Source organism: Variovorax sp. PBL-E5, from assembly GCF_901827185.1.
Classification (GTDB): domain Bacteria; phylum Pseudomonadota; class Gammaproteobacteria; order Burkholderiales; family Burkholderiaceae_C; genus Variovorax.
On the sequence record NZ_LR594671.1, the window covers coordinates 5,291,602 to 5,315,082 of the forward strand.

Consider the following 23,481-nt stretch of genomic DNA (forward strand, 5'->3'; position numbering starts at 1 on the left):
CCTCGGGCAGCGTTGTAATTCGCGGCAGAGCTTACATGAAGAAGCGGGCACTTCTGCCGCCGCGCGGCACCGGATCTGCAGTCGGGCCGCCACAGGCTGGCTCGCAATTGCATCCATATGTACACTGAGCCTTCGCACGCAAACGGCACCCGGAAGGCCGGCGACGCGACACAACGAGATACAGGGAATGGACATGCGAATTGCAGCGCTCGACGGCGAGGCGCGCCAGCGCGACCTCATCCAGCACGCGATGGAGAGCGTTGGCCACGTGTGCCGTGGCTTTCGCGATGGCAAATCGCTGCTGCGCGAATTGCCCGAGCGGGGCTTCGACCTTCTGATCCTCGAATGGAATCTCGCCGATACCCGGGGGCTGGGCCTCGTCAGCTGGATCCGCGAACAGCTCGACAGCCGCCTGCCCATCCTGTTCCTGGTCGACCGCCACGACGAGAAGGACATGATCGACGGCATGGCGGCCGGCGCGGACGATTTCACCGTCAAGCCGATTCGCGTCGGCGAGCTCCAGGCGCGGGTCGGCGCGCTGCTTCGACGCACCTACCCCGGCCCGCACGAGCCCGAGCAACTGTTCGGCGCCTACCGCTTCTGCGCCGCGACGCGCACCCTGAAGGTCCGGGGCAAAGCGGTCGAACTGAGCCATCGCGAGTACGAGCTGGCGCGCTTCCTGTTCCAGAACCTCGGCCGCCTGCTGCCGCGCGACCACCTGCGGCAAGCCGTCTGGGGCGACAGCCTGGAGCCGTTCTCGCGCTCGCTCGATACGCACATCTCGCGCCTTCGCAGCAAGCTCGAACTGACCCCCTCCAACGGCTTTCTCCTGTCGGCCGTCTATGGCCTGGGCTATCGCTTCGAAGCGATCGACGGCGACGCGCTCATGCCGCTCGGCCGCTGGTCGAACGCAGACGAATGAACGATATACAGTGGCAGTTGCTCCTGCCTTTTCAGCCGCTGCGGCGCGAACGCCGAAGCAAATGGCAACCGAGAGGAATGACGACGATGAGCCGAATGATGAAACCATGGGCGCTTGCCTTGCTGCTGTGCAGTTGGCTGCACGTCGCAGCCGCGCAGGACGTGGAGCCCAGCGACATGGTGCGCGGCGGATTGCAGGTGGTCCAGATGATCGACCAGAACAAGGCCGGCGAACTCTGGGACGGCGCCGCCGCAGGCGCCAAGACGCATGTCAACCGCGCCGATTTCATCTCCCAGATCGCCAAGGTGCGCACGCCGCTGGGCGGCGCGCTGCAGCGCACCTGGGTCGCCATCAACCGCCAGGTCGTCGGCAACGGCGATGCCGAGCTGGCCGGCCAGTACGTCAGCGTCGAATACGAAACCCGCTTCGCCGGCAAGGCGCCGGGGACCAGGCACGAGCTCGTGAGCTTCCACCTGGACAACGACGGGGTCTGGCGCTTCTCGGGCTATGTCCTCCGCTAGGCCCACTGACACCCCCATGGACGAGCGCTGGAAGCCGAACGCCACCGTGGCCGCGGTGATCGAGCAGGACGGCCGCTTCCTCCTGGTCGAGGAAGAAACCGCCGACGGCCTGCGGCTCAACACGCCCGCCGGCCATCTCGACCGCGGCGAGTCGCCGGCCGAAGGCTGCGCCCGCGAAACGCTGGAAGAGACGGCCCACCACTTCACGCCCACGGCGCTGCTCGGCATCTACATGGCCCGCGCGCGGCAATCCGAAGACATCACCTACCTGCGTTTCGCTTTCGCCGGCACGCTGGGCGCGCGCGATCCGGGCCGCGCGCTCGACCACGGCATCGTGCGCACCCTGTGGATGACGGCCGAAGAAATCCGCGCCAGCACGGCGCGGCACCGCAGCCCGCTGCTGCTGCAATGCGTGGAGGACTATCTGGCGGGTCAGCGCTACCCGCTGGAACTGATCCATGTGCACGCCTCGGTGACGGCGCCCGAGCGGGATCGTTAGCTGGCGACAGCTCCGTCCGCGCTCGCGATCACTCCGCCGCCCAGGCAGACCTCGCCCTGATACAGCACCGCCGACTGGCCCGGCGTCACCGCCCATTGCGGCTCGGCGAACGCGAGCCGGAACGCGCCGTTGGCGCCTTCGCCCAGCGCACAGCCCGCATCGGCCTGGCGATAGCGCGACTTGGCCGCGTAGGCGCCCGCCGCCGGCGCGTGGCCTGCGACCCAGCTCGCATCGTCCGCCACCAGCGCCGGCGACAGCAGCCACGGATGGCCATGGCCCTGCACCACCCAGAGCGTGTTGCTGGCCACGTCCTTGCGCGCGACGAACCACGGCGCGTGCTCGCCCGCGCCGCGCTGCGCGCCCTTGGCCTTGATGCCGCCGATGCCCAGCCCCTGGCGCTGGCCCAGCGTGTAGAAGCTCAGGCCCTGGTGCTCGCCGATGCGCCGGCCGCGCTCGTCCTTGATCGGCCCGGGCTCCTTCGAGATGTAGCGGTTGAGGAACTCGCGAAACGGGCGCTCGCCGATGAAGCAGATGCCGGTCGAGTCCTTCTTCTTCGCGTTTGGCAGGCCGATCTCGGCGGCGATGCGGCGCACCTCGGTCTTGTGCAGCTCGCCCACCGGGAACAGCGTCTTCGCAAGCTGCTGCTGGTCGAGCCGGTGCAGGAAATAGCTCTGATCCTTGGCCGGGTCCAGCCCCTTGAGCAACTCGTGCCGGCCGCTGGCCTCGTTCAGCCGCACGCGCGCGTAGTGGCCGGTGGCGATCTTCTCGGCACCCAGCCGCATCGCATGGTCGAGGAAGGCCTTGAACTTGATCTCGGCATTGCACAGCACGTCGGGATTGGGCGTGCGGCCGGCCTGGTATTCGCGCAGGAACTCGGCGAACACGCGGTCCTTGTAGTCGGCCGCGAAATTGACATGCTCGATCTCGATGCCCAGCACGTCGGCCACGCTCGCCGCATCGATGAAGTCGATGTTCGACGAGCAGTATTCGCTGTCGTCGTCGTCTTCCCAGTTCTTCATGAAGATGCCGATGACCTCGTGACCCTGCTGTTTCAGCAGGTGCGCGGTGACCGCGGAATCCACTCCGCCGCTCAGACCCACCACGATGCGCTGCTTCTTCATAGGCCGGCGATTGTCCCAGGCCGGCCAAGCCGGTGCCGGCATCCGGGAAATCACCGACCCGAAGGTGACACGCGCGCGGGACGCACCCACCCACAATGGACGGCCAAACCTGGAGACAAACCATGGTCACGACCTCGCCTTCCAGCACGACGCCCTGGACCCGCTCCTATCCCGCCGGCATGCGCTGGGATGCCGAGCTGCCGCAAAAGCCGGTGCAGCAGATCTTCGACGAGGCGGTGGCGCGCTGGCCCGAGCGGCCGGCGATCGAATTCATGGGCCAGGTCCTCGACTACCGCACGCTGGGCGAGGCCGTCGACCGCGCAGCCAAGGGCCTGCAGGCGCTGGGCGTCGGGCCCGGCGTCCATGTCGGCCTGTTCCTGCCGAACACGCCGCACTATCCGATCGCCTTCTTCGCGGTGCTGAAGGCCGGCGGCACAGTGGTGAACTACTCGCCGCTCGACGTCGAGCGCGTGCTGGCGCACAAGGTCGAGGACAGCGAGACCGACATCCTGGTCACGCTCGACCTGGCCTCGCTCTATCCGCAGATGGCCCGGCTGCTCGACCATTCGCGCCTGAAGAAGCTGATCGTCGGCAGTCTCACCGACTACGGCGCGGCGCCCGATGCAGTGCGTGCGCACCTGCAGGCCTCGGGCCAGCTGGCGGCCGTGCCGCAGGACGACCGGCACCTGCCGTTCACGCAGCTGCTGCAGAACGACGGCCGCTACCAGCCGCATCCGCTCGGCCCGCTGGAAGACGCCATCGTGGTGCTGCAGTACACCGGCGGCACGACCGGGCTGCCGAAGGGCGCGATGCTCACGCATGCCAACCTGTCGTCGGCCTGCGCGCAGTACTTCGAATCGACGCAGGGCGACCCGCCGATCCTGCAGGAAGGCGTCGAGCGCATCCTGGTCGTGCTGCCGCTCTTTCACATCTACTCGCTGAGCGTCAACATGCTGCTCGGCCTGCGCCTGGGCGCGCACCTGGTGCTGCACACCCGCTTCGACCTCGACGCGGTGATGAAGGACCTCGCGGACAAGCAGATCACGCTCTTCCCCGGCGTGCCGACGATGTTCACGGCGATCGTCAACCATCCGAAGGCGGCGACGATGAACCTGCGTTCGCTCAGGTTCTGCGGCTCGGGCGGCGCGCCGCTGCCGGTCGAGATCGAACACCGCTTCTTCGAGCTCACCGGCTGCCATCTGAACGAGGGCTGGGGCATGACCGAGACCTCGCCCACCGGCACCTTCACGCCCGCGCGCGGCATGCGCAAGGCCGGCTCCTGCGGCATGCCGCTGCCGGGCATCCGCCTGAAGCTCATGAGCCTGGACGACCCGTCGAAGGAGGTCGCGCTCGGCGAGCCCGGCGAGCTCTGCATCCGCGGCCCGAACGTGATGAAGGGCTACTGGAAGAGCGAGGCCGCGACCGCCGCGGCGATGACGCCCGACGGCTACTTCCGCAGCGGCGACGTCGCGAAGATGGATGCCGACGGCTTCTTCTTCATCGTCGACCGCACCAAGGACATGCTGCTGTGCGGCGGCTACAACGTCTACCCGCGCGTGCTCGAGGAAGCGATGTACGAACACCCGAGCATCGCCGAGGTCTGCGTGATCGGCATCCCCGACGAATACCGCGGCCAGTCGCCCAAGGCCTTCATCAAGTTGAAGGAAGGCGCGCCCGCGTTCACACTCGACGAGTTCAAGCTGTTCCTGAAGGACCGCCTGGGCAAGCACGAGATGGTGGGCGCGATGGAGATCCGCGACGAGCTGCCCAAGACCGCGGTCGGCAAGCTGTCGAAGAAGGATCTGGTCGACGAGGAAGAGCGCAAGCGCGCACAGGCGGCATCGCCAAGGAGCACGACATGATTCATCTCAGCGGCATGGACGCATCGTTCCTGCACCTCGAAACCCCGGAGTCGCCCATGCACGTGGGCAGCCTGCAGCTGATCGACCTGCCGCCCGGCTACCAGGGCGACTTCGCCGAGGACGCGAAGAAATACCTGAGCGGGCGGCTGCACCTGGCCTCGGTGTTCGTGCGCAAGCTGGCGATGATGCCCTTCGACCTCGCCAACCCGGTCTGGGTGGACGACGACGATCTCGACCTCGACCACCACATCCATCACGTGATCATGCCGCGGCCCGGCACGCTGGCGCAGCTCGAGCGGCTCGTCGGGCGGCTGCACTCGTCGCTGCTGGACCGCAGCCGTCCGCTGTGGGAGATCCACATCATCGAAGGCCTGCAGTCGGGCCAGGTCGCGCTCTACAGCAAGATGCACCACGCGGCGATCGACGGCCAGGCCGGCGTCGCGGTGGCGAAGGCGCTGTTCGACATCTCGGAGAACCCGGCGCCGATCAAGGTGCCGCGCGCCAACCGCCGCGCCAACTCATCGCAGCTCGGCGTGGCCGAACTCGCGAGCGCCGCGCTGACCAACACCATGCAGCAGTACGTGAAGCTGATCAAGTCGATCCCGGCCACCGCCAAGGCGATCTCGAGCGTGCTGATGCCGGTGTCGGAGACGACGGGCCAGCGCAGCTTCGAACTGCCCAAGAGCTTCAAGGCCGCGCCGCGCACGCCGCTCAATGTCTCGATCACCAACCAGCGCTCCTTCGCCGGCCGCTCGGTGCCGCTGGCCGAGATCAAGCAGATGGCCAAGGCCACCGGCACCAGCCTCAACGACATCGTGCTGGCCATCTGCGCCGGCGCGCTCAAGCGCTACCTGGCCGACTACGACTGCCGGCCCGCCAAGCCGCTGATGGCCGCGGTGCCGGTGTCGCTGCGCAGCGAAGGCAACACCGACCTCAACAACCAGGTGTCGATGATGCTGGTGAGCCTGGCGACCGACATCAGCGACCCGCTGGAGCGGCTGGCCGCGATCCACGACTCGTCCAGCGAAGGCAAGAAGCTCACCGGCAACGTCAAGGCCGCGATACCGACCGACTTCCCCTCGCTCGGGGTGCCTTCGCTGATGGCCGGGCTGGCGGCGCTCTACGGCCGCTCGGGGCTGCCGGACAAACTGCCGCCGATGGCCAACGTCGCGATCTCCAACGTGCCCGGGCCCTCGTTCCCGCTCTACTTCGCGGGCGCCAAGCTCGCGACCTACTACCCGGTGTCGATCCCGGGCCACGGCATGGCGCTGAACATGACGGTGCAGAGCTACAACGGCTCGCTCGAGTTCGGCCTCACGGCCTGCCGGCGCGCGGTGCCGGACATCGCCGACCTTGCGGACTACGTGGTGGCCGAGCACAAGAAGCTGCTGGGGCTGGTGACGGCCAGGCATGGCGACGCGGCGGCAAAAGCTTCGCCCGCGGCTGCCGCCGTTGCGCCCGCAGCAGAACCGGCACCCGCAGCGGCACGCAAGCCCGCGAGAAAAAAGACGGTGGCCGGCAAGGCGGCAGGTGCGAAGAAGGTCGCGGCCAAGGCGGTTCGCGGCAATGCGACGAGGCCCGCGCCGCACAAGACGGCGACGCCTTCCGCGAAGCGCGCCGCGAGCTTGAACTGATCGAAGGCCGGCCTCAGGCGCCCAGCCCGGCCACGATCTCGTAGGACTTCAGCCGCGCCTGGTGGTCGAACACCTGCGAGGTGATCATCAGTTCGTCCGCGCCGGTCTGGGCGACGAACTCTTGCAGCCTCGCCTTCACCGTCGCCGGCGCGCCGACCGCGGAGCACGACAGCACCGAATCCAGCAGTGCGTTCTCCGCCGGGCCGACCTTGTCCCGGTAGCCGGCCACCGGCGGCGGCAGCCGGCCGGGCCGGCCGCTGCGCAGGTTCACGAAGGCCTGCTGCCAGGAGGTCGCGCGGAACGCGGCCTCCTCCTCGGTGTCGGCCGCGAACACGTTGAAGCCGAGCATCACGTAGGGCCTGTCGAGCTGTGCCGAGGGCTTGAAGGTCTCGCGGTAGATCCGGATCGCCTGCATCAGCTGCTGCGGCGCGAAGTGCGAGGCGAAGGCATAGGGCAGGCCCAGGTGCGCCGCCAGCTGCGCGCCGAAGGTGCTCGAGCCGAGGATCCAGACCGGCACCTCGAGCCCCATGCCCGGCACCGCGCGCACCGCCTGCCTCGGTTCCTTCGACATGAAGTCCATCAGCTCGACCACGTCCTGCGGAAACTGGTCGGCATCGGATTGCAGGTCGCGCCGCAGCGCGCGCGCGGTGCGCTGGTCGGAACCGGGCGCGCGCCCGAGGCCGAGGTCGACGCGCCCCGGGTACAGCGAGGCGAGCGTGCCGAACTGCTCGGCGATCACCAGCGGCGAATGGTTGGGCAGCATGACGCCGCCGGCACCGATGCGCAGCGTCGAGGTGCCGGCGCCGATGTAGGCCAGCAGCACGGCCGTGGCCGCGCTCGCGATGCCCGGCATGCCGTGGTGCTCGGCCAGCCAGTAGCGCCGGTAGCCCAGCCGCTCGCCATGCTGCGCGAGGCTGAGCGAATTGCGGAACGACTGCGCGGCGTCGCTGCCTTCGGTGATCGGGGAAAGGTCGAGGATGGAAAGCGGAACCATCCCGCGATCTTGGCGCGAATCGGCGCAGCCGGCCCGCACAGGGCTATTCGGGCCTTGCCGTGCGTCGGGCGTCGGGCGCCATCGCGCCGGCCTCCGGCAGGCGCCTGCGAAAGCTGGCGCGCCGCAGCAGTTCGGCATGCGTCGTCAGCAGCAGCTCGTGGCTCTGCGCGACACGGTGCCACTCGACAAGGTCGAAGCGGCCACGCACGCCCATGCCCAGGATCGCCGACAGCGAATAGTCGGTCCACGACATGTAGTGCGACCGGGCGGCGTGCTGCAGGCGGGCCAGCGCGCTTTCGGCCATCGAGCGCGACAGGTAGCCGGCCGCACGGCCGAGGCGCACCACGTAGGCGGCCTGCTGCACGTCCCACGCCACCATCGAGAGATGCCGCGCATCGACGCTCTCGGCCGAGACGATGCCGGCATCGGCCAGGAAGGCCACGCCGTTGCTCAGCGCGCGGTAGGCGTCGGAGTCGACCTGCCGCCCTTCACGCCATGCGGCCCAGGCCTCGCGCTCCTCGGCTTCGGCCGCCCCGGGCGAACCCAGCCAGGACTCGATCTTGCGGCGGCACTCGATGGCGATGTTGAGCTTCCACTGCTGGGCCAGCATGCGCCGGCTGCGCGACGCCGACAGCGCGCTCGACAGTTGCTTGAAGTCGTCATCGGCCAGCACGGCGAGATTGGCGCTCAGCAGGCAACCGAACAACTGGTCCGCCGAGGCCTGCTCGGCCGGCATCCATGGCGGCGGCACGCTGCGACGCAGGGTCGTCCATTCGAAATGCCGCCAGCCGAAATAGGCAAGCAGCAGCAACGCACCGACGAGCATCGTCCACAAGAATTCCATCTTCCACTCCCTGACCCGGTGCCGCGCCGCCGCTTGGATGCGCCGAGGTCGACCCGTGCCTTGCGGCAAATGATACCGGGGAGTGCGCGGGAAACGATGAAGCGCCGCTGCTGCGCCGCAGCAACGGGCAGAGCTCAGCTCGGCTGGATGTTGGCGGTCTGGATGACGCGGGCCCAGCGCGCGATTTCCTCGGTCAGGAAGGCGGCGAAGCGGTCCGGCCCGCGCGCATCGACCACGAAGCCCTGCTGCCTGGCGCGCGCTTCGAAGTCGGAGGCGCTCACGATCTTCAGCACCTCGGCGCCGAGCTTGCGCACCGCGGCCTCGGGCATGCCGGCCGGCGCCATCATCCCGGTCCAGTTCTCGACCTGCAGCTCCGGCATGCCGGCCTCGGCCGTGGTCGGCACCTCGGGCAGGGACGGATAGCGCGCCTTGCTCGCGATCGCCAGCGCGCGCAGCTTGCCGCCCTTCACGTGCGGAATCGATTCCGGGAAGTTCGAGAAGATCACGTCGAGCTGGCCGCCGATCAGGTCGGTCATCGACGGCGCGCCGCCCTTGTAGGGCACATGCTGGATGCTCGACTTGTTGAGGTCGTTGAAGAGCGCGAGCGTCAGGTGCGGCGGCGTGCCGTTGCCGCTGGAGCCGGCATTGAGCTGGCGCATCCTGGACTGCTCCATCAGGTCCTTCAGCGTCCTGATCGGGCTGGCCTCGGGCACCACGATCAGCATCGGGCTGCCCGCCAGCAACGCGACCGGGCGCAGGTCCTTCTGGAAGCTGAACGGCGACTTCGGAAACAGCGTCACGTTCGCCGCGTGCGTGAGCGTGATCGCCAGCAGCGTGTTGCCGTCGGGCGCGGCCTTGGCCACCAGGTCGGCGCCGATCTGGCCATTGCCGCCGGGCTTGTTGTCGACGACCACGCTGACCTTCCAGTGCTCGCCGAGCTGCTGGCCGATCTGGCGCGCCATCACGTCCGTCAGGCCGCCGGGCGGGAAAGGCACCACATAGCGGATCGTCGCGTCAGGCCGCGGGTAGTCGCTGCCCTGCGCCCATGCCGGCGCGCACGCCAGCGTGCCGGTTGCGGTCAGCGCGGCCGCGCCTTGCAACAGGTCTCTTCGTTTCATCATGGCTTGTCTCCTTCTTGTGGTGTTCTGCGGTTCAGCGCGGCGCGCGCCATTGCGCGAGCAACGCGTCGGGCACATCGAGCCCGTCCTGCTCGGCCCGCCGGCGCAGCGCCTCGCGCCGCGCGCCCGGCAGGCGCACGCCCTCGTCGCGCAACATCTCGGCGACCAGCACCTCGATGCGGTCGAGGTAGCTCGCCGAGCCGGCCAGCGCGCCCGGATCGATGACGATGAAGGCTTGGCCGATGCGCGGCCGGTTGCCCTCGTCCTTGAAGAAGCTCGACGCCTCGAAGCCGAACTGCGCGCCGATCAGCGCGGTGACCAGCAGTTCGACCACCAGCGCCAGCATCGCGCCCTTGGGACTGCTGGCGGCGCCGATCGGCAGCATCGAGCCTTCGAGGCCGGCCTTCGGATCGGTGGTCGGCTGGCCGTCGCGGTCGAGCGCCCAACCCGAGGGAATCGGCTGGCCCTGCTTGGCCGCGACCATCAGCTTGCCGCGCGCGACCTCCGACAGGCTGAGGTCGATCATCAGCGGCTCGCCCGCGCGGCGCGGGAACACCGCCGCCACCGGGTTGGTGCCGAAGATCGGATGCCGCCCGCCGGCGGCCGGCATCGCCGCTGGCGAATTGGCGAAGCCCAGCCCGACCATGCCGGCCTCGGCGACCGCGCGCAGATGGTCGACCACCACGCCGCAGTGATGGCTGTCGGCCACGCCCGCGATGCTGATGCCCGACGTGCGCGCACGCGCGATCGCCTCGGTCACCGCCATCTCGCAGGCCGCGAAGGCGAGGCCTTCGTGCGCATCGATCAATGCGGCACCGCCCTTGGCATGGCGCAGCGTCGGCAGCGCCTCGCCATTCACGCGCCCGTTGCGCAGGTGCGTGGCGTACTGCGCGACGCGGCCGAGCCCGTGCGAGCCCAGGCCCTGGGCCTCGGCCAGCACCAATGCGCGCGCCGTCGCGGCCGCCATCGTCTCGTTGGCGCCGGCCAGGCGCAAGGCCCGGGCAACCGCATCGCGCGCCTCGTTCAGCGTGAGTTTCGTCATGCGTGCAAAGCCTCCAGCACCTTGCGCGCGACCAGGCTGCTCACGCGCTCGTTCGATTCGACCGTCACGCCGGCGATGTGCGGCGTCAGCAGCAGATGGGGGCAGTCCGCGAAGTGCGGCGATGCGGCCAACGGCTCGGCATCGAACACGTCGAGCGCGGCACCGCCGAGACGGCCCGCACGCAGCGCCTCGGCCAGCGCGGCTTCATCGACGATGCCGCCGCGCGAGCTGTTGATCAGCACCGCGCCGGGCTTCATCGCCGCGATGCGCGCCGCATCGAACAGCTGGCGCGTCGAATCGACCAGCGGCACATGCAGGCTGACGACATCGGCCTCGGCCACCAGCGCGTCGAGCCCGACGCAGCGCGCGCCGCTCTCGGCGAAGGTCGGATGCGCGCCGTCCATCATCGCGTCGAAGGCGATCACCCGCATGCCGAGCGCGCGCGCCATGCCCGCCGTCAGCTGGCCGATCGAGCCGAAGCCGATCAGCCCCAGCGTCTTGCCCGAGAGCTCGCGGCCGTTCGACAACGCATGGCGCGGCCACTGGCCGGCCGCCACGGCCGCGGTCGATGCGTAGGCGCCGCGCAGCAGCAGCATCGCACTCGCGATCACATACTCGGCCACGCTGAGCGCATTGGCGCCGGTGGCCGGGATCACCCGCATCCCGCGCGCCTCGCAGCCGGCCACGTCGATGTTGTCGAGCCCGACGCCGAGACGCCCGACCACGCGGCAGCGCGCCAGCGCAGCGAGCAGCTCGCCGCGCACCTGCGTGCGGTTGCGCACGATCAGCGCATCGGCATCGGCCGCCTCGCGATGCAGGCGCGCGCCGTCGTCGACCAGCGTCGGGTCGTACAGCACGTCGTGCTGCGCGCGCAGTTGCGCGACCGCGGCCTCGTCCATGAATTCGGCGATGACGATCCTTGTCATGCGTCGCCGCTCAGGCCGATTCGTACAGGCGCGTCAGCACGAACTCGCGATGGCCCAGCGCCTCCGCCGCGGTGAGCCGCCCGTTGGCGGTGCGCAGCATGCATTCGAGCAGCTGGTCGCCGGCCTGGTCGAGCGTCATCTCGCGCTGCAAGAGGCCCGCGGTGTCGACGTCGACGTGCTCGCTCATGAGACGCACGGTGCGCGGGTTGGCGCAGATCTTGATCACCGGCAGGATCGGATTGCCGATCACGTTGCCCTGGCCGGTGGGGAAGAAATGCACCGCATAGCCCGAGGCCGCGCACAGCGTGACCATCTCGGCCGCGGCGCTCGACGAATCCATGAACCAGAGGCCGGGACCGGTCGGCATCTCGGCCTTGTCGAGCACGCCGTCGACCCTGCATTTCTTGCCGATCTTCTGGATGTTGCCGAGCGCCTTTTCCTCGATCGTCGTCAGGCCGCCCGCGATGTTGCCCTTGGTGGGTTGCGAGTCGGAGAGGTCGCTGGTCTTGTGGCGGTTGATCATGTCCTGGTAGCGGTCGAACATGAACATGAAACGTTCCTTGACCTCGGGCGTGCGGCAGCGTGCGGCCACGATGCTCTCGCCGCCGGTGATCTCGGAGGTCTCGCCGAACACCAGCGTGTTGCCGGTTTCGTAGAGCTTGTCGAAGGCGTTGCCGACGGTCGGGTTGGAGCCGCAGCCGGAGGTGGTGTCGCTCTCGCCGCACTTGGTCGAGACCCAGAGCTCGTGGATGGCGCAGGGCTCGCGCTGCTTCTCGCTGGCCGTCTGCACGAATTCGCGCGCCACCTTGCTGGCGCGCAGGATGGTGTCGTGGTCGCCATGGCCCTCGATGCCGAAGCCGGCGACCGGCTTGCCGGTGGCGGCGATGCCGTCGACCACCTTCTGCGTCCAGCTGTCCTCGATGCCGATCACGACCACCGCGGCCACGTTCGGGTTGCAGCCGGCGCCGATCAGCGTGCGGAAATGCAGGTCGAGGTCGGCGCCGAACTGCAGCCGGCCGTAGGGATGCGGGATCGCGAGCGCGCCCTTGATGTTGTGCGCGACCGCTTCGGCGGCGGCATTGGACAGGTCGTCCAGCGGCAGGATGATGACGTGGTTGCGCACGCCGACGCGGCCGTTCTCGCGCCGATAGCCGAGGAAGGTGGTGTCTTTGGAAATGACGGACATGGTGGATCTCTTCGTGGATGGGGATGAAGGAGTGAACGCGCGCGCTTACCAGCGCTTGGTCTTGATGTTCTGCACATGGGCATGGCCGCCGGCCTTGATCGGTGCGACCACACGGCCCATGTCGATGCCGTATTTCCACACCGTGTCGCCAGGGTTCATGTCCTTCAGCGCGACCTTGTGGCCGATCGGGATGTCCTGCGTGGCGTCGACGCTGATCATCTTGTCCTCGTCCATGATCCAGCCGTTGAGCGACATGCCGGCCTTGACGCCCTCGACCACGACGACGGCCACCGTGTCCTTGGCGTCGTGCAAAACGAAATGAATCATCGTTGTCTCCTGTTTCACTGAAAGTTGCAGTGCACGGAGTGTCCGCGCTGCCATTTCCGAGTGTCAAACAGGTCATTCATATGACTTGAAGGAGTCTTGGGTAGGCAACGACAATCGACCGCATGAGCCCACCGAGCGCCGCGACCATCTTCAGGCCGATCTCCCCCGGTACGGCCGATGCGCCGCTGTACCGCGTGGTCAAGCGCTCGCTGTTGCGCGCGATCGAATCGGGGCGCTACCCGGCCGGCGCGGTGCTGCCGAGCGAAGCCGAACTGTCGGCCGCGCTGCGCGTCTCGGTCGGCACGCTGCGCCATGCGGTGGACGACCTGGTCGCCGAGCACATCCTGGTGCGCCGACAGGGCCGCGGCACCTTCGTCGCGCTGCATGATTCCGACCGCTTCATGTTCCAGTTCTTCCACGTCGAGCGCAGCGACGGCGTGCGCCACGTGCCGCAGCTCGAACTGGTCGCGTTCGAGCGCGTGCGCATGGACGAAGAACCCGCGCAGGCGCTGGGCCGCAAGCCCGGCGAGCCGGCCTTCCAGATCGACAACCGGCTGCTGCTGCAAGGCCGCGCCGTGATCCACGACCGCCTCACGCTGCCGGTACTGCTGTTCAAGGGCCTCACAGAAAAGCGCTTTCGCGAACGCACGAATACGATCTACCACCTCTATCAGACCGAGTTCGGCATCACCGTGACGCGGGCGCGCGAAAGAGCGCGCGCGGTGGCGGCCGACCGCAGCGCGATGCGCATGCTCGGCATCGCGTCCGGCGCGCCGGTGATGGAGGTGCGGCGCACGGCACTGACCTTCGGCGACAAGCCGGTGGAGTACCGCGTGTCGACCATCGACACGGCGCACCACGAATACGTGCACCTGCTGTCGAGGCCCGCATAGCCTTGTGCGCCGCGGCGGCCATTCGCCGCGCCGCTTGCATGCCCCGCCGCGTCGGACGATGATGCGTCGGCGAGCGGGCCGCGTCACCTGCCGCGATCCACGTCCCGCCGCCCCGACGCAGGCCGCTGTCGAGCCCGACGCACCGGGCTCAGGGAGATGTCGATGTTCGAACTCGAAGCCCTCGACCGCCGCCGCGCCCTGCTGCTTGCAGGCGGCGCCCTGGTACTGGCCACGGTGCCATATGCACGTCGCACGTTCGCACAGCCGGCAGGCGGCGCGAAGCCGCGCATCGGCGTCATCGGCTCGGGCCACATCGGCGGCACCATCGGCAGGCTGTGGGTCAAGGCCGGCCATCCGGTGCTGTTCTCGTCGCGCCATCCGGAGGAACTCAAGGACCTCGTGGCCGGCCTCGGTCCGCTGGCCAGCGCCGGCACCGTGGCGCAGGCGGTCGACTTCGGCGACGTGCTGTTCGTCGCCCTCCCGTACGGCGCATTGCCGCAACTCGGGAAGGACTACGGCAACGCGTTCAAGGGCAAGGTCGCGCTCGATGCCTGCAACGCCGTGAGCGGCCGCGACGGCGCGATCGCGGAAGAGGTGGAACGCGACGGCATCGGCGTCACTTCGCAGAAGTACCTGCCCGGCTCGCGCGTGGTGCGCGCGTTCAACACGATGTCCTACATGATCTTCGCGCGCGAGGCGAACCGGCCCGATCCGAAGCTCGCGATCCCGATCGCCGGCGACGATGCCGCCGCGGTGCAGACGGCGGCGGCGCTGGTGCGCGATGCCGGCTTCGATCCGGTGATCGTCGGCAAGCTGGCGGATGCGCGCCGCTTCCAGCGCGGCAACCCGGGCTACGGCCAATCGGTGACCGCATCCGAACTCAGGCAGAAGCTGTCGCTGCCTTCATGACCCTGCTGCATCGCGCGCTGCGTGGGGCGGTCCCGGCCACCCCTCAGGAGCTCGCGGCGGCGTTGTGGTCCTTCGCGTATTTCTTCGCGCTGCTGGCCGGCTATTACGTGCTGCGGCCGCTGCGCGACCAGATGGGCATCGCGGGCGGCGTGAGGAACCTGCCGTGGCTGTTCACCGCAACCTTCGTGACCCTGCTGGTGGCGCAGCCGCTCTACGGCGCGCTGGTGGCGAGGCTGCCGCGCGCGCACTTCATTCCGGTGGTCTACCACTTCTTCGCACTGAACCTCGCCGTGTTCTGGCTGCTGCTGATCTTCGGCATCGCGCCGGCCATCGTGGCGCGCGTGTTCTTCGTCTGGGTCAGCGTGTTCAACCTCTTTGCGGTCGCGGTGTTCTGGTCGTTCATGGCGGACCTCTTCACCAGCGAGCAGGGCAAGCGCCTGTTCGGCTTCATCGGTGCGGGCGGCACGGCGGGTGCGCTGCTCGGACCGGTCATCACGATCGCGCTGTCGGTGCCGCTCGGTCCGGCCAACCTGCTGATCGTCGCCATCGTGTTCCTCGAACTGGCGGTGCTGTGCGTGCATCGGCTCGAGCGCAGCGCGACGGCGCGGCCCGAGGATCGCGCGCTGCAGCCGGACGCGCGCAAGGTCGGCGGCAGTGCGTTCGCCGCCTTGCCCGAGCTGATGCGATCGCCCTATCTGCTCGGTGTCGCGGCATGGGTCAGCCTGTTGTCCTTCGGCGCGACCACGCTGTATTTCGCGCAGGCCCATGTGGTCGCCGCGGAGGTCCATGGTGCCGGCGCGCAGACGCGCATCTTTGCGAGCATCGACCTCGCGGTCGGGCTGCTGTCGCTGGCGACGCAGGTCTTCGCGACCGGCCGGCTGCTCAAGCGCTTCGGCACGGGCGCGGCGGCCGGCGCGTTGCCGGCGGTGTATGTGGCCGGCTTCGCGGCGCTGGCGCTGATGCCAGTGCTTTCCGTCGTCGTGGTCGTGCAGGTGGCGCAGCGCTGGATGAACTTCGCGCTGGCCAATCCGGCGCGGCAGGTGTTCTTCACCGTGGTGGACCGCGAAGAGAAATACAAGGCGAAGAACCTGATCGACGTCGTCGTCTATCGCGGATCGGATGCGCTCTACGGCTGGGTGTTCGACAGCGCGCAGGCGCTCGGGTTGAAGCTCGGCGCGATCGCGCTGTGCGCGCTGCCGGTAGCGGCCGGATGGCTGGTGCTGTCGGCTGCGCTGGGAAGGGTGCAGGAGCGGCGCGCGGCCCGGTTGGCCGGCGACGCCGAGCGCGACGGGCCATTGCCGGCGCGCAATCAAAGCTAGGGACGGCTCAGAACGGAATATCGTCATCCATGTCGTCGAACCCCGACGACGACTTCGCAGGCGCCTGGCGCGGCGCCGCTGCAGGCGCACGGGGCGCTGCCGCGGGCGGGCGCGAATAGCCGCCGCCACCCCCACCACCACCGCCTTGCGAATAGCCACCGTCGTCGTCCCCGCCCGACGGCCCGCCCTGCCCTTGCCGGCTGCCCAGCATCTGCATCTGGTCGACACGGATGTCGGTCGCGTACTTCTCGACGCCGTCCTTGTCGGTGTACTTGCGCGTACGGATCTGGCCTTCGATGTAGACCTGCGAGCCCTTGCGCAGGTACTGCGCGGCGATCTCGGCCAGCCGGCCGTTGAACACCAGGCGGTGCCACTCGGTGGCCTCGCGCATTTCGCCGCTCTGCTTGTCCTTCCACTTGTCGGTGGTGGCAAGGGTCGCGTTGCAGACCTGGTCGCCGCTGGGGAAGGTGCGTGTTTCCGGGTCGCGCCCGAGATTGCCGACGAGGATGACTTTGTTGACCGATGCCATGTGCACTGCCCCTGATGAATGGTTGAAGAGGAGGAAAGCGAAGATTGTGCCGCATGCCGAGCGGCGAGAATCTGGCCCCTGTGACCATGAACCGCGAACCCGACTTCCTCGAGAACCTCCGTGCCGAACTGTCGAGCGGCCGCATCTGGCTCGACCGCGCCATCGTGCTGGCCTACGCGGCGGCCGCGGGCCTGTTCGTGGTCGCGCTCAGCCTGTCGACCACCTGGGTCTTCGATCGCTTCCAGCAGGGCTTCGAGCGCTGGCCCTGGGCCGTGCTGGTCTGGACCCCGGCCGTGACGGCCGGCATCGCCTGGGCCACGCGGCGCTGGTTTCCGGGCGCCAGCGGCTCGGGCATCCCGCAGGTCAAGGCGGCGCTGGACCCGGCCATGCCGCCCGAGCGGCGCTGGCTGATGGTCTCGCTGCGGCTCACGGTGGCCAAGATCGGCCTGGCGGTGGCCGGCTTCGCGGCGGGACTCTCGATCGGCCGCGAAGGGCCGGCGGTGCAGGTCGCGGCCGGCGTGATGCAGCACGCGCGCCGCTGGCTCTCGCCGGCCACGACGATCGATGCGCGCGCGCTGCTGCTGGCGGGCGGCGCGGCCGGCATCGCGGCGGCCTTCAACGCGCCGCTGGCCGGCGTGCTGTTCGCGATCGAGGAACTGGCGGGCCAGCTCGAGTCGCGCGCCAGCGGCTTGATCATCACGGCCATCGTGCTGGCCGGCCTGGTCGCCGTCTCGGTGTTCGGCAACGTGAGCTATTTCGGCGTGATCAAGGTGCCGCGCACCGGCTGGGAACTGCTCGCGCCGGGGCTGCTGGTGGCGCTGGCGAGCGGCGCCGCGGGCGGGATCTTCTCGCGGCTCTTCGTCGCCTCGCTGACCGGCGCGCCGGGGCGGCTGAACCGCTGGCGCGCGCGCTGGCCGATCCGCTTCGCCGCGGCCGGCGGGCTCGTGGTCGCGATCATCGGCCTGGCCACCGGCGGCGTGACCTTCGGCGCCGGCTCGGAAGCCGTCAAGCGCATGCTCGCGGGCCATGACGAGCTGACGCCGCTCTACACGCTGCTCAAGTTCATCGCCACCTGGATCACGGCCTGGTGCGGCGTGCCCGGCGGCCTGTTCGCGCCGGCGCTGTCGATCGGCGCGGGCATCGGCGACGCCATCGCGCAGCTCGCCGGCCCCGCGCTCGGCCCGGCACTGATCGCGCTCGGCATGGCCGGCTTCCTGGCCGCCGTGACGCAGGCGCCGCTGACCGCCTTCATCATCGTGATGGAAATGGTCGACGGCCATTCGATGGTGCTGAGCCTGATGGCCTGCGCGATGCTGGCCAGCCTGGTGTCGCGCATGATCGGGCGGCCGCTGTACGAAACGCTGTCGCAGTACCTGGTGGCGAATGCGATTTCAAAGCCCGCGACAGAATCCATCAGCGTGCCAGAATCCGGCGCGTCAACTTCACACGACTCAGCTCATGCCGGTCACGCGCAACCGCCTCGATCCAACGAAGCTCAACCATGAGCTGGCGCTTCCATTTCAATTGCGGATCCAGGATTTTCTGTCGGCAACGCAGGACGTCTACGACTTCTTCTTTGACGTGAACTCCAATCTGGCTGCGAAAGGTCTCGATCGACTCGACGACATGCTGCGGCCGGCGATCATGTCGGGACTCTTGTCCGACATGCTGACCGCAAGTCTGGCCAAGCACTCACGCACGCTGACGGTGAATGAATACTTCAACGGCCATCCGGACCTCGTGGTGCGTGGGCACTACGCTGGCAATGCGGCCAAGGCAGGAGAGCATGGCGTCGAGATCAAGACCACAAGAAAACGTGGTGGAGCGGTCGACACACATGGGGCACGAAATCAATGGATGTGCGTCTTCGTGTATGCGGTCGACGACAAGACCGAACCGGCGATCGATCGATCGCCACTTGCCTTTACTGAGATTTATCTCGGCGAAGTGCGCATTGAGGACTTCAGAAAGAACGCTCGAGGCGAGTTGGGTACGCGCACTGCAACACTGCACGCAGAAGGCATCGCCAATCTTCGAAAAAAATGGATCTATCGCGCCTGACCGCGTCGCTCGCTGTCTTCCGCGATGGTCAATGCAGCGAGTTTCGGTAGCGCTGCGGTTGCGATCTTGAAGTAGCTTGGATCCCGTTCGATACCGATACTTTCATAGCCAACGGCCTCGGCGGCAGCCAAGGTCGATGCAGCGCCGGCAAAGGGATCCAGGACGACACCCTGACCCAGGGGCAAGACCCCACGGACGAGTTTTCGAAGAAAAGCTTGCGGCTTGAGGCTTGGGTGGGGCGCATGCTTTCTCTCGGAGGCACGCGTAGGTGCGGATTCGATCACGTCACCAAATGGCCTGCCGGAAGAAATGCGGCGGAATCCGCCCGTTCCCCACTTGCGCAAGTTGTCCTGAACTCGCCCGTCCAGCGGCTTGCGAAACATCAGCCAGGGTTCCCACATGGACCGAGGCATGACGCTCACACCATCGAATTCGACATGCGCCGCCTTGGGCCGATCACCGCCTCGCATGGTCATCACCAAACGGACGATTTCGCCACGGCGCTCCAGTCCTGAACGGCTCAATGCCCCGGACACCAGATAAGAAAGCAACGGATTGCTGGCGACGACGACGTTGGCGCCTGGAACGAGCACACGCATCAAGTCTCGGCCCCAGGCCAGGAAGAATCTCTCGAGTTCCAGGAGTTCCGATGGCTTCAGAACGGTGAAGCGAGGCAAGGGCGCGCGCTGGGAACCGTCAAAGCTCGGAGGAATCCGCCAGACGCCGCCTCTGCCTTCCCTCAGCTTGGCTTGTTCAGTCGGCGTGTATTCCAGGAGCCCATAGGGGGGATCCGTCACCACAGCGTGAACCGAGTTGGGAGGCTGGACGCCGAGCCACGTCATGCAGTCGTTCAGATGAAGTGTCGCGCCCCCGAATTGGAAGCAAGTCGGCGGGGGAGACGGCGCAGCGTCACGCGGTGCGGCATTGAACCCCGCAAGGGCATACTGCGCCCGCTCCATGCGAGCAAACAATGCCGGCGTATTCAGCTGAAGGTATGAGCGAATCGAGGACGGTGCGACCTCCCCGATCAATGCGCTCACGTCCCGGGTGATCTGTTGAACGCTTGCCCCGCCGTTTCGGCCCTCCAATGCGCTGACAATCGCATCCCTCACTTCGCCCGGTCGTCTGCGCACTTGTGGAACTCCATGCATTTGATGAAATGTGGATTGTAGACGTCCAGACGTCTAGCTAGAAGTGCAAGGCCGCTCTTTCGAGGGGCACGAACAATCACTACGGCCCCCAACCCTCGCCATGCCCTGAAATCCCCGGGGACTTATCATGCTCGGTTGCCCAGAATCGACCGCCCCGTGAATTCCCCCACCGACGATGCCTACCTCGGCGCCGTGCTCGCGCAGCAGCGCATCAGCATCCGCGGCGCACGCACGCACAACCTCAAGAACGTCGACCTCGACATTCCGCGCAACAAGCTGGTGGTGATCACCGGCCTGTCGGGCTCGGGCAAGTCGAGCCTGGCCTTCGACACGCTCTATGCCGAGGGCCAGCGCCGCTACGTCGAGAGCCTGTCGGCCTACGCGCGCCAGTTCCTGCAGTTGATGGACAAGCCCGACGTCGACGTGATCGAGGGTCTGTCGCCCGCGATCAGCATCGAGCAGAAGGCGACCAGCCACAACCCGCGCTCCACCGTGGGCACGGTGACCGAGATCCACGACTACCTGCGCCTCCTGTATGCGCGCGCCGGCACGCCCTACTGCCCGATCCACCACCTGCCGCTGCAGGCGCAGACGGTGAGCCAGATGGTCGATGCCACGATCGCACTGTCCGACGAGCCGCGCCTCTTGATCCTGGCGCCGGTCGCGCGCGAGAAGAAAGGCGAGTTCCTCGAGCTCTTCGCCGAGATGCAGGCCGCCGGCTATGTGCGCTTCCGCGTCGACGGCGAGACCTTCGAATACAACGACCTGCCCAAGCTCAAGAAGACCGAGAAGCACGACATCGACGTGGTGATCGACCGCCTGCGCGCGCGTCCCGACATGCAGCAGCGGCTGGCCGAGAGCTTCGAGAACGCGCTGCGCCTGGCCGAGGGCCGCGCGATCGCGCTCGAGATGCACGAGGACGGCAGCACGAAGGAGCATCTCTTCAACGCCAAGTTCGCCTGCCCGATCTGCCACTACGCGATCGCCGAGCTCGAGCCGCGGCTGTTCTCCTTCAATTCGCCGGTCGGCGCCTGCCCGAGCTGCGACGGCCTCGGGCATCGCGAGTTCTTCGATCCAACGCGCGTGGTGGCCTTTCCGACGCTGAGCCTCGCGAGCGGCGCGATCAAGGGCTGGGACCGGCGCAACGGCTATTACTTCAGCATGCTGGAGAGCCTGGCCAAGCACTACAAGTTCGACCTCGACACGCCCTTCGAGGAACTGCCCGCCTCGGCGCAGCAGACCGTGCTGCATGGCTCGGCGGCGGAAGAGATCAAGTTCAGCTACGTGATGGACAGCGGCCAGCAGGCCGGCAAGAAGCTGATCCGCAAGCATCCCTTCGAAGGGATCATCCCGAACATGGCGCGGCGTTACCGCGAGACCGATTCGGCGATGGTGCGCGAAGATCTCTCGCGCTTTCGCAACATGCAGCCCTGCCCCGACTGCGACGGCACGCGCCTCAAGCCCGAAGCCCGCAACGTGTTCCTGGTCGACGAGTCCGGCCCCGAGCCGCAGCGCATGGCGATCTACGAGATCAGCCGCGTGACGCTGCGCGAGAGCCTGGCCTATTTCCAGGGCCTCAAGCTGCGCGGCGCCAAGGCCGAGATCGCCGACAAGGTGGTGCGCGAGATCGGCCTTCGGCTCAAGTTCCTCAACGACGTCGGCCTCAATTACCTGAGCCTGGACCGCAGCGCCGAGACGCTCTCGGGCGGCGAAGCGCAGCGCATCCGGCTGGCTTCGCAGATCGGCTCCGGCCTCACCGGCGTGATGTACGTGCTCGACGAGCCGAGCATCGGGCTGCACCAGCGCGACAACGACCGGCTGATCGGCACGCTGCGGCATCTGCGCGACATCGGCAACAGCGTGATCGTGGTCGAGCACGACGAGGACATGATCCATGCGGCCGACCACGTGATCGACATGGGTCCGGGCGCCGGCGTGCACGGCGGCCAGGTGATGGCGCAGGGCAGCTATGCCGAGGTCGCAGCCCATCCCGATTCGCTGACCGGCCAATACCTCTCGGGCGCGAAGAAGATCGCGGTGCCGGCGCGCCGCACGCCCTGGCTGCCGGTGGTCGCGAAACCCGCGTTCAACGAGGGCAAGAAGGCCTCGCGCTTTCCGCAGAGCCCCGCGGCCGAGCGGCGCGCCGCGCGCGAGGCCGCGCACCTGGCCTCGCAGACCGACCTGCAGGAGATCCGCGTCATCGGTGCCAGCGGCAACAACCTCAAGGACGTCAACGTCGCGTTCCCGGTCGGCCTGCTGACCTGCGTGACCGGCGTCTCGGGCTCGGGCAAGTCGACGCTGGTCAACGACACGCTCTACAGCGCGGTCGCGCGCACGCTCTACCGCGCGCACGAGGAGCCGGCCGCGCACGAGGCGATCGAAGGCATCGAGTATTTCGACAAGGTCATCAACGTCGACCAGTCGCCGATCGGCCGCACGCCGCGCAGCAACCCGGCCACCTACACCGGCCTGTTCACGCCGATCCGCGAGCTGATGGCCGAGACCCACACCGCGCGTGAACGCGGCTACGGGCCGGGGCGCTTCAGCTTCAACGTGGCCGGCGGCCGCTGCGAGGCCTGCCAGGGCGACGGCGTGGTGAAGGTCGAGATGCATTTCCTGCCCGACGTCTACGTGCCCTGCGAGGTGTGCCACGGCCAGCGCTACAACCGCGAGACGCTGGAGGTCCAGTACAAGGGCCGCAACATCGCGCAGATCCTCGACATGACGGTCGAGACCGCGCACGATTTCCTGAAGGCCGTGCCGACCATCGAGCGCAAGCTGCGCACGCTGCTGGATGTCGGCCTGAGCTACATCAAGCTGGGCCAGGCCGCGACCACGCTGTCGGGCGGCGAGGCGCAGCGCGTCAAGCTCGCGCTGGAACTCAGCAAGCGCGACACCGGCCGCACGCTCTACATCCTCGACGAGCCGACCACCGGCCTGCACTTCGCTGACATCGAGCTGCTGCTGAAGGTGCTGCACCAGCTGCGCGATGCGGGCAACACCATCGTGGTGATCGAGCACAACCTCGACGTCATCAAGACCGCCGACTGGGTCATCGACATGGGCCCCGAAGGCGGCGCCGGCGGCGGCACGGTGGTGGGCGTCGGCACGCCGGAAGCCATCGCGGCCACCGAGGCGAGCCACACGGGGCGCTATCTGAAGCGGCTGCTGCCGGCCTGAGACTCGCCGGCGCTGCTCTTGCACACGATCGGCGCCTGCTCCGGAGAAGGAAGGCGCTGCGGGATGACGACCATCGCCACCGCGCTCGCCACACCGGCAACGGTGATCGCGATCGCCACCAGCGCATCGCGCAGCTCGGTGCGGGCGTCGGGATGCGACGGCTCGGCCGCATCGGTCCGCGGCGCTTCCGGATGAATGGATGTCATGAGCGTCTCCTGCCTCACCACTCGTCACGGATGCGCGGCCACTCGGCGGCAGCGCGATGCGAAAGGCCGATGTCGCGCAGCGTGCGTTCATCGATCGAACGCAGGTCGCGCCGGGCAAGGGCACGCCGATGCAGCGCAACCCACGCGTCCGAGAGGCGACGCCATGCGCGCGCAGGCCATTCGAATTCGAGTGCCGATGGAAGGGTGCGAGCGATACGGTTCAATGAAGAGGACATT

At 68.0% G+C, this 23,481-nt stretch carries 23 protein-coding genes; 11 read left to right on the top strand and 12 right to left on the bottom strand.

Annotation, left to right across the window (positions count from 1 at the left end):
• Positions 1–193 precede the first annotated feature (193 nt).
• From WDLP6_RS25760 to WDLP6_RS25770, 3 genes are all read left to right on the top strand, one after another.
• Positions 194–922, top strand: a complete 729-nt coding sequence (locus WDLP6_RS25760; RefSeq protein ID WP_162595259.1) for a response regulator transcription factor — start codon at positions 194–196, stop codon at positions 920–922.
• Between the two features lie 86 nt (positions 923–1,008).
• The gene (locus WDLP6_RS25765) at positions 1,009–1,443 is read left to right on the top strand and encodes a DUF4019 domain-containing protein (protein WP_232077323.1); all 435 of its coding nucleotides are present in this window, start codon (positions 1,009–1,011) and stop codon (positions 1,441–1,443) included.
• Positions 1,444–1,459: 16 nt separating this feature from the next.
• Positions 1,460–1,942, top strand: a complete 483-nt coding sequence (locus WDLP6_RS25770; protein ID WP_162569972.1) for an NUDIX hydrolase — start codon at positions 1,460–1,462, stop codon at positions 1,940–1,942.
• Here WDLP6_RS25770 and mnmA read toward each other — a convergent pair.
• On the bottom strand, positions 1,939–3,063 hold the full coding sequence (gene mnmA, locus WDLP6_RS25775; RefSeq protein ID WP_162594646.1) for a tRNA 2-thiouridine(34) synthase MnmA: 1,125 nt from the start codon (positions 3,061–3,063) through the stop codon (positions 1,939–1,941). The genes WDLP6_RS25770 and mnmA overlap by 4 nt on opposite strands.
• A gap of 122 nt (positions 3,064–3,185) precedes the next feature.
• Between mnmA and WDLP6_RS25780 the strand changes: the two genes are divergently transcribed.
• Complete coding sequence (locus WDLP6_RS25780; protein WP_162594647.1) at positions 3,186–4,925, top strand: long-chain-fatty-acid--CoA ligase; 1,740 nt, start codon at positions 3,186–3,188, stop codon at positions 4,923–4,925.
• Positions 4,922–6,559: a WS/DGAT/MGAT family O-acyltransferase gene (locus WDLP6_RS25785; protein ID WP_162594648.1), complete on the top strand. Its 1,638-nt coding sequence runs from the start codon at positions 4,922–4,924 to the stop codon at positions 6,557–6,559. The genes WDLP6_RS25780 and WDLP6_RS25785 overlap by 4 nt, the downstream gene beginning before the upstream one ends.
• A gap of 13 nt (positions 6,560–6,572) precedes the next feature.
• Here WDLP6_RS25785 and WDLP6_RS25790 read toward each other — a convergent pair whose 3' ends face one another.
• From WDLP6_RS25790 to WDLP6_RS25820, 7 genes are all read right to left on the bottom strand, one after another.
• On the bottom strand, positions 6,573–7,553 hold the full coding sequence (locus WDLP6_RS25790) for an LLM class flavin-dependent oxidoreductase (RefSeq protein WP_162594649.1): 981 nt from the start codon (positions 7,551–7,553) through the stop codon (positions 6,573–6,575).
• A gap of 43 nt (positions 7,554–7,596) precedes the next feature.
• Entirely contained in the window at positions 7,597–8,397 is an 801-nt protein-coding gene (locus tag WDLP6_RS25795; RefSeq protein WP_162594650.1) for a DUF1266 domain-containing protein, read from the bottom strand.
• Positions 8,398–8,531: 134 nt separating this feature from the next.
• The gene (locus WDLP6_RS25800; RefSeq protein WP_162595260.1) at positions 8,532–9,515 is read right to left on the bottom strand and encodes a Bug family tripartite tricarboxylate transporter substrate binding protein; all 984 of its coding nucleotides are present in this window, start codon (positions 9,513–9,515) and stop codon (positions 8,532–8,534) included.
• A gap of 34 nt (positions 9,516–9,549) precedes the next feature.
• Positions 9,550–10,557, bottom strand: coding sequence for an Ldh family oxidoreductase (locus WDLP6_RS25805; protein ID WP_162594651.1), 1,008 nt, complete (start codon positions 10,555–10,557; stop codon positions 9,550–9,552).
• Positions 10,554–11,483 carry a hydroxyacid dehydrogenase gene (locus WDLP6_RS25810; protein ID WP_162594652.1) on the bottom strand — a complete coding sequence of 310 codons (930 nt, stop codon included), beginning with the start codon at positions 11,481–11,483 and terminating at the stop codon, positions 10,554–10,556. The genes WDLP6_RS25805 and WDLP6_RS25810 overlap by 4 nt, the downstream gene beginning before the upstream one ends.
• A gap of 10 nt (positions 11,484–11,493) precedes the next feature.
• Positions 11,494–12,669 carry a UxaA family hydrolase gene (locus WDLP6_RS25815; protein WP_162594653.1) on the bottom strand — a complete coding sequence of 392 codons (1,176 nt, stop codon included), beginning with the start codon at positions 12,667–12,669 and terminating at the stop codon, positions 11,494–11,496.
• A 45-nt stretch (positions 12,670–12,714) separates the two neighbouring features.
• A complete protein-coding gene (locus WDLP6_RS25820; protein ID WP_162594654.1) occupies positions 12,715–12,996 on the bottom strand; it encodes a flagellar biosynthesis protein FlgA in 282 nt (93 codons plus the stop codon).
• A 122-nt stretch (positions 12,997–13,118) separates the two neighbouring features.
• Between WDLP6_RS25820 and WDLP6_RS25825 the strand changes: the two genes are divergently transcribed.
• The 3 genes from WDLP6_RS25825 to WDLP6_RS25835 all read left to right on the top strand — a co-directional run bounded on the left by WDLP6_RS25825 (position 13,119) and on the right by WDLP6_RS25835 (position 16,117).
• On the top strand, positions 13,119–13,889 hold the full coding sequence (locus tag WDLP6_RS25825; protein ID WP_162594655.1) for a GntR family transcriptional regulator: 771 nt from the start codon (positions 13,119–13,121) through the stop codon (positions 13,887–13,889).
• Positions 13,890–14,051: 162 nt separating this feature from the next.
• Complete coding sequence (locus WDLP6_RS25830; RefSeq protein ID WP_197910202.1) at positions 14,052–14,798, top strand: NADPH-dependent F420 reductase; 747 nt, start codon at positions 14,052–14,054, stop codon at positions 14,796–14,798.
• Positions 14,795–16,117, top strand: a complete 1,323-nt coding sequence (locus tag WDLP6_RS25835) for an NTP/NDP exchange transporter (RefSeq protein ID WP_162594657.1) — start codon at positions 14,795–14,797, stop codon at positions 16,115–16,117. Before WDLP6_RS25830 ends, WDLP6_RS25835 begins: the two co-directional genes overlap by 4 nt.
• A 7-nt stretch (positions 16,118–16,124) precedes the next feature.
• Here WDLP6_RS25835 and ssb read toward each other — a convergent pair whose 3' ends face one another.
• On the bottom strand, positions 16,125–16,646 hold the full coding sequence (gene ssb, locus WDLP6_RS25840) for a single-stranded DNA-binding protein (RefSeq protein WP_162594658.1): 522 nt from the start codon (positions 16,644–16,646) through the stop codon (positions 16,125–16,127).
• 86 nt (positions 16,647–16,732) lie between these two features.
• Between ssb and WDLP6_RS25845 the strand changes: the two genes are divergently transcribed.
• Together WDLP6_RS25845 and WDLP6_RS25850 are read left to right on the top strand one after the other, a co-directional pair.
• Positions 16,733–18,151: a chloride channel protein gene (locus tag WDLP6_RS25845; protein ID WP_162594659.1), complete on the top strand. Its 1,419-nt coding sequence runs from the start codon at positions 16,733–16,735 to the stop codon at positions 18,149–18,151.
• Positions 18,105–18,707 carry a hypothetical protein gene (locus tag WDLP6_RS25850; protein WP_162594660.1) on the top strand — a complete coding sequence of 201 codons (603 nt, stop codon included), beginning with the start codon at positions 18,105–18,107 and terminating at the stop codon, positions 18,705–18,707. Before WDLP6_RS25845 ends, WDLP6_RS25850 begins: the two co-directional genes overlap by 47 nt.
• Here the strand turns inward: WDLP6_RS25850 and WDLP6_RS25855 are convergent.
• Complete coding sequence (locus WDLP6_RS25855; protein ID WP_232077325.1) at positions 18,695–19,549, bottom strand: DNA methyltransferase; 855 nt, start codon at positions 19,547–19,549, stop codon at positions 18,695–18,697. The two genes, WDLP6_RS25850 and WDLP6_RS25855, sit on opposite strands and share 13 nt — an antisense overlap.
• A gap of 465 nt (positions 19,550–20,014) precedes the next feature.
• On the opposite strand from WDLP6_RS25855, the gene uvrA reads away from it, so the two are divergent.
• On the top strand, positions 20,015–23,038 hold the full coding sequence (gene uvrA, locus WDLP6_RS25860; RefSeq protein ID WP_162594662.1) for an excinuclease ABC subunit UvrA: 3,024 nt from the start codon (positions 20,015–20,017) through the stop codon (positions 23,036–23,038).
• Here uvrA and WDLP6_RS25865 read toward each other — a convergent pair.
• Both WDLP6_RS25865 and WDLP6_RS25870 read right to left on the bottom strand, forming a co-directional pair.
• Positions 23,011–23,244 (bottom strand): hypothetical protein, encoded by a 234-nt coding sequence (locus WDLP6_RS25865; RefSeq protein WP_162594663.1) that lies wholly within the window; start codon positions 23,242–23,244, stop codon positions 23,011–23,013. The two genes, uvrA and WDLP6_RS25865, sit on opposite strands and share 28 nt — an antisense overlap.
• Positions 23,245–23,258: 14 nt before the next feature.
• Positions 23,259–23,480 carry a hypothetical protein gene (locus WDLP6_RS25870; protein ID WP_162569991.1) on the bottom strand — a complete coding sequence of 74 codons (222 nt, stop codon included), beginning with the start codon at positions 23,478–23,480 and terminating at the stop codon, positions 23,259–23,261.
• Between the last annotated feature and the right edge of the window lies 1 nt (position 23,481).

Coding starts and splice junctions, on each gene's coding strand:
- WDLP6_RS25760 (WP_162595259.1), top strand. CDS start 194: ATGCGAATTGCAGCGCTCGACGGCGAGGCGCGCCAGCGCGACCTCATC.
- WDLP6_RS25765 (WP_232077323.1), top strand. CDS start 1,009: ATGAGCCGAATGATGAAACCATGGGCGCTTGCCTTGCTGCTGTGCAGT.
- WDLP6_RS25770 (WP_162569972.1), top strand. CDS start 1,460: ATGGACGAGCGCTGGAAGCCGAACGCCACCGTGGCCGCGGTGATCGAG.
- mnmA (WP_162594646.1), bottom strand. CDS start 3,063: ATGAAGAAGCAGCGCATCGTGGTGGGTCTGAGCGGCGGAGTGGATTCC.
- WDLP6_RS25780 (WP_162594647.1), top strand. CDS start 3,186: ATGGTCACGACCTCGCCTTCCAGCACGACGCCCTGGACCCGCTCCTAT.
- WDLP6_RS25785 (WP_162594648.1), top strand. CDS start 4,922: ATGATTCATCTCAGCGGCATGGACGCATCGTTCCTGCACCTCGAAACC.
- WDLP6_RS25790 (WP_162594649.1), bottom strand. CDS start 7,553: ATGGTTCCGCTTTCCATCCTCGACCTTTCCCCGATCACCGAAGGCAGC.
- WDLP6_RS25795 (WP_162594650.1), bottom strand. CDS start 8,397: ATGGAATTCTTGTGGACGATGCTCGTCGGTGCGTTGCTGCTGCTTGCC.
- WDLP6_RS25800 (WP_162595260.1), bottom strand. CDS start 9,515: ATGAAACGAAGAGACCTGTTGCAAGGCGCGGCCGCGCTGACCGCAACC.
- WDLP6_RS25805 (WP_162594651.1), bottom strand. CDS start 10,557: ATGACGAAACTCACGCTGAACGAGGCGCGCGATGCGGTTGCCCGGGCC.
- WDLP6_RS25810 (WP_162594652.1), bottom strand. CDS start 11,483: ATGACAAGGATCGTCATCGCCGAATTCATGGACGAGGCCGCGGTCGCG.
- WDLP6_RS25815 (WP_162594653.1), bottom strand. CDS start 12,669: ATGTCCGTCATTTCCAAAGACACCACCTTCCTCGGCTATCGGCGCGAG.
- WDLP6_RS25820 (WP_162594654.1), bottom strand. CDS start 12,996: ATGATTCATTTCGTTTTGCACGACGCCAAGGACACGGTGGCCGTCGTC.
- WDLP6_RS25825 (WP_162594655.1), top strand. CDS start 13,119: ATGAGCCCACCGAGCGCCGCGACCATCTTCAGGCCGATCTCCCCCGGT.
- WDLP6_RS25830 (WP_197910202.1), top strand. CDS start 14,052: ATGTTCGAACTCGAAGCCCTCGACCGCCGCCGCGCCCTGCTGCTTGCA.
- WDLP6_RS25835 (WP_162594657.1), top strand. CDS start 14,795: ATGACCCTGCTGCATCGCGCGCTGCGTGGGGCGGTCCCGGCCACCCCT.
- ssb (WP_162594658.1), bottom strand. CDS start 16,646: ATGGCATCGGTCAACAAAGTCATCCTCGTCGGCAATCTCGGGCGCGAC.
- WDLP6_RS25845 (WP_162594659.1), top strand. CDS start 16,733: ATGAACCGCGAACCCGACTTCCTCGAGAACCTCCGTGCCGAACTGTCG.
- WDLP6_RS25850 (WP_162594660.1), top strand. CDS start 18,105: ATGCCGGTCACGCGCAACCGCCTCGATCCAACGAAGCTCAACCATGAG.
- WDLP6_RS25855 (WP_232077325.1), bottom strand. CDS start 19,549: ATGACGTGGCTCGGCGTCCAGCCTCCCAACTCGGTTCACGCTGTGGTG.
- WDLP6_RS25865 (WP_162594663.1), bottom strand. CDS start 23,244: ATGACATCCATTCATCCGGAAGCGCCGCGGACCGATGCGGCCGAGCCG.
- WDLP6_RS25870 (WP_162569991.1), bottom strand. CDS start 23,480: ATGTCCTCTTCATTGAACCGTATCGCTCGCACCCTTCCATCGGCACTC.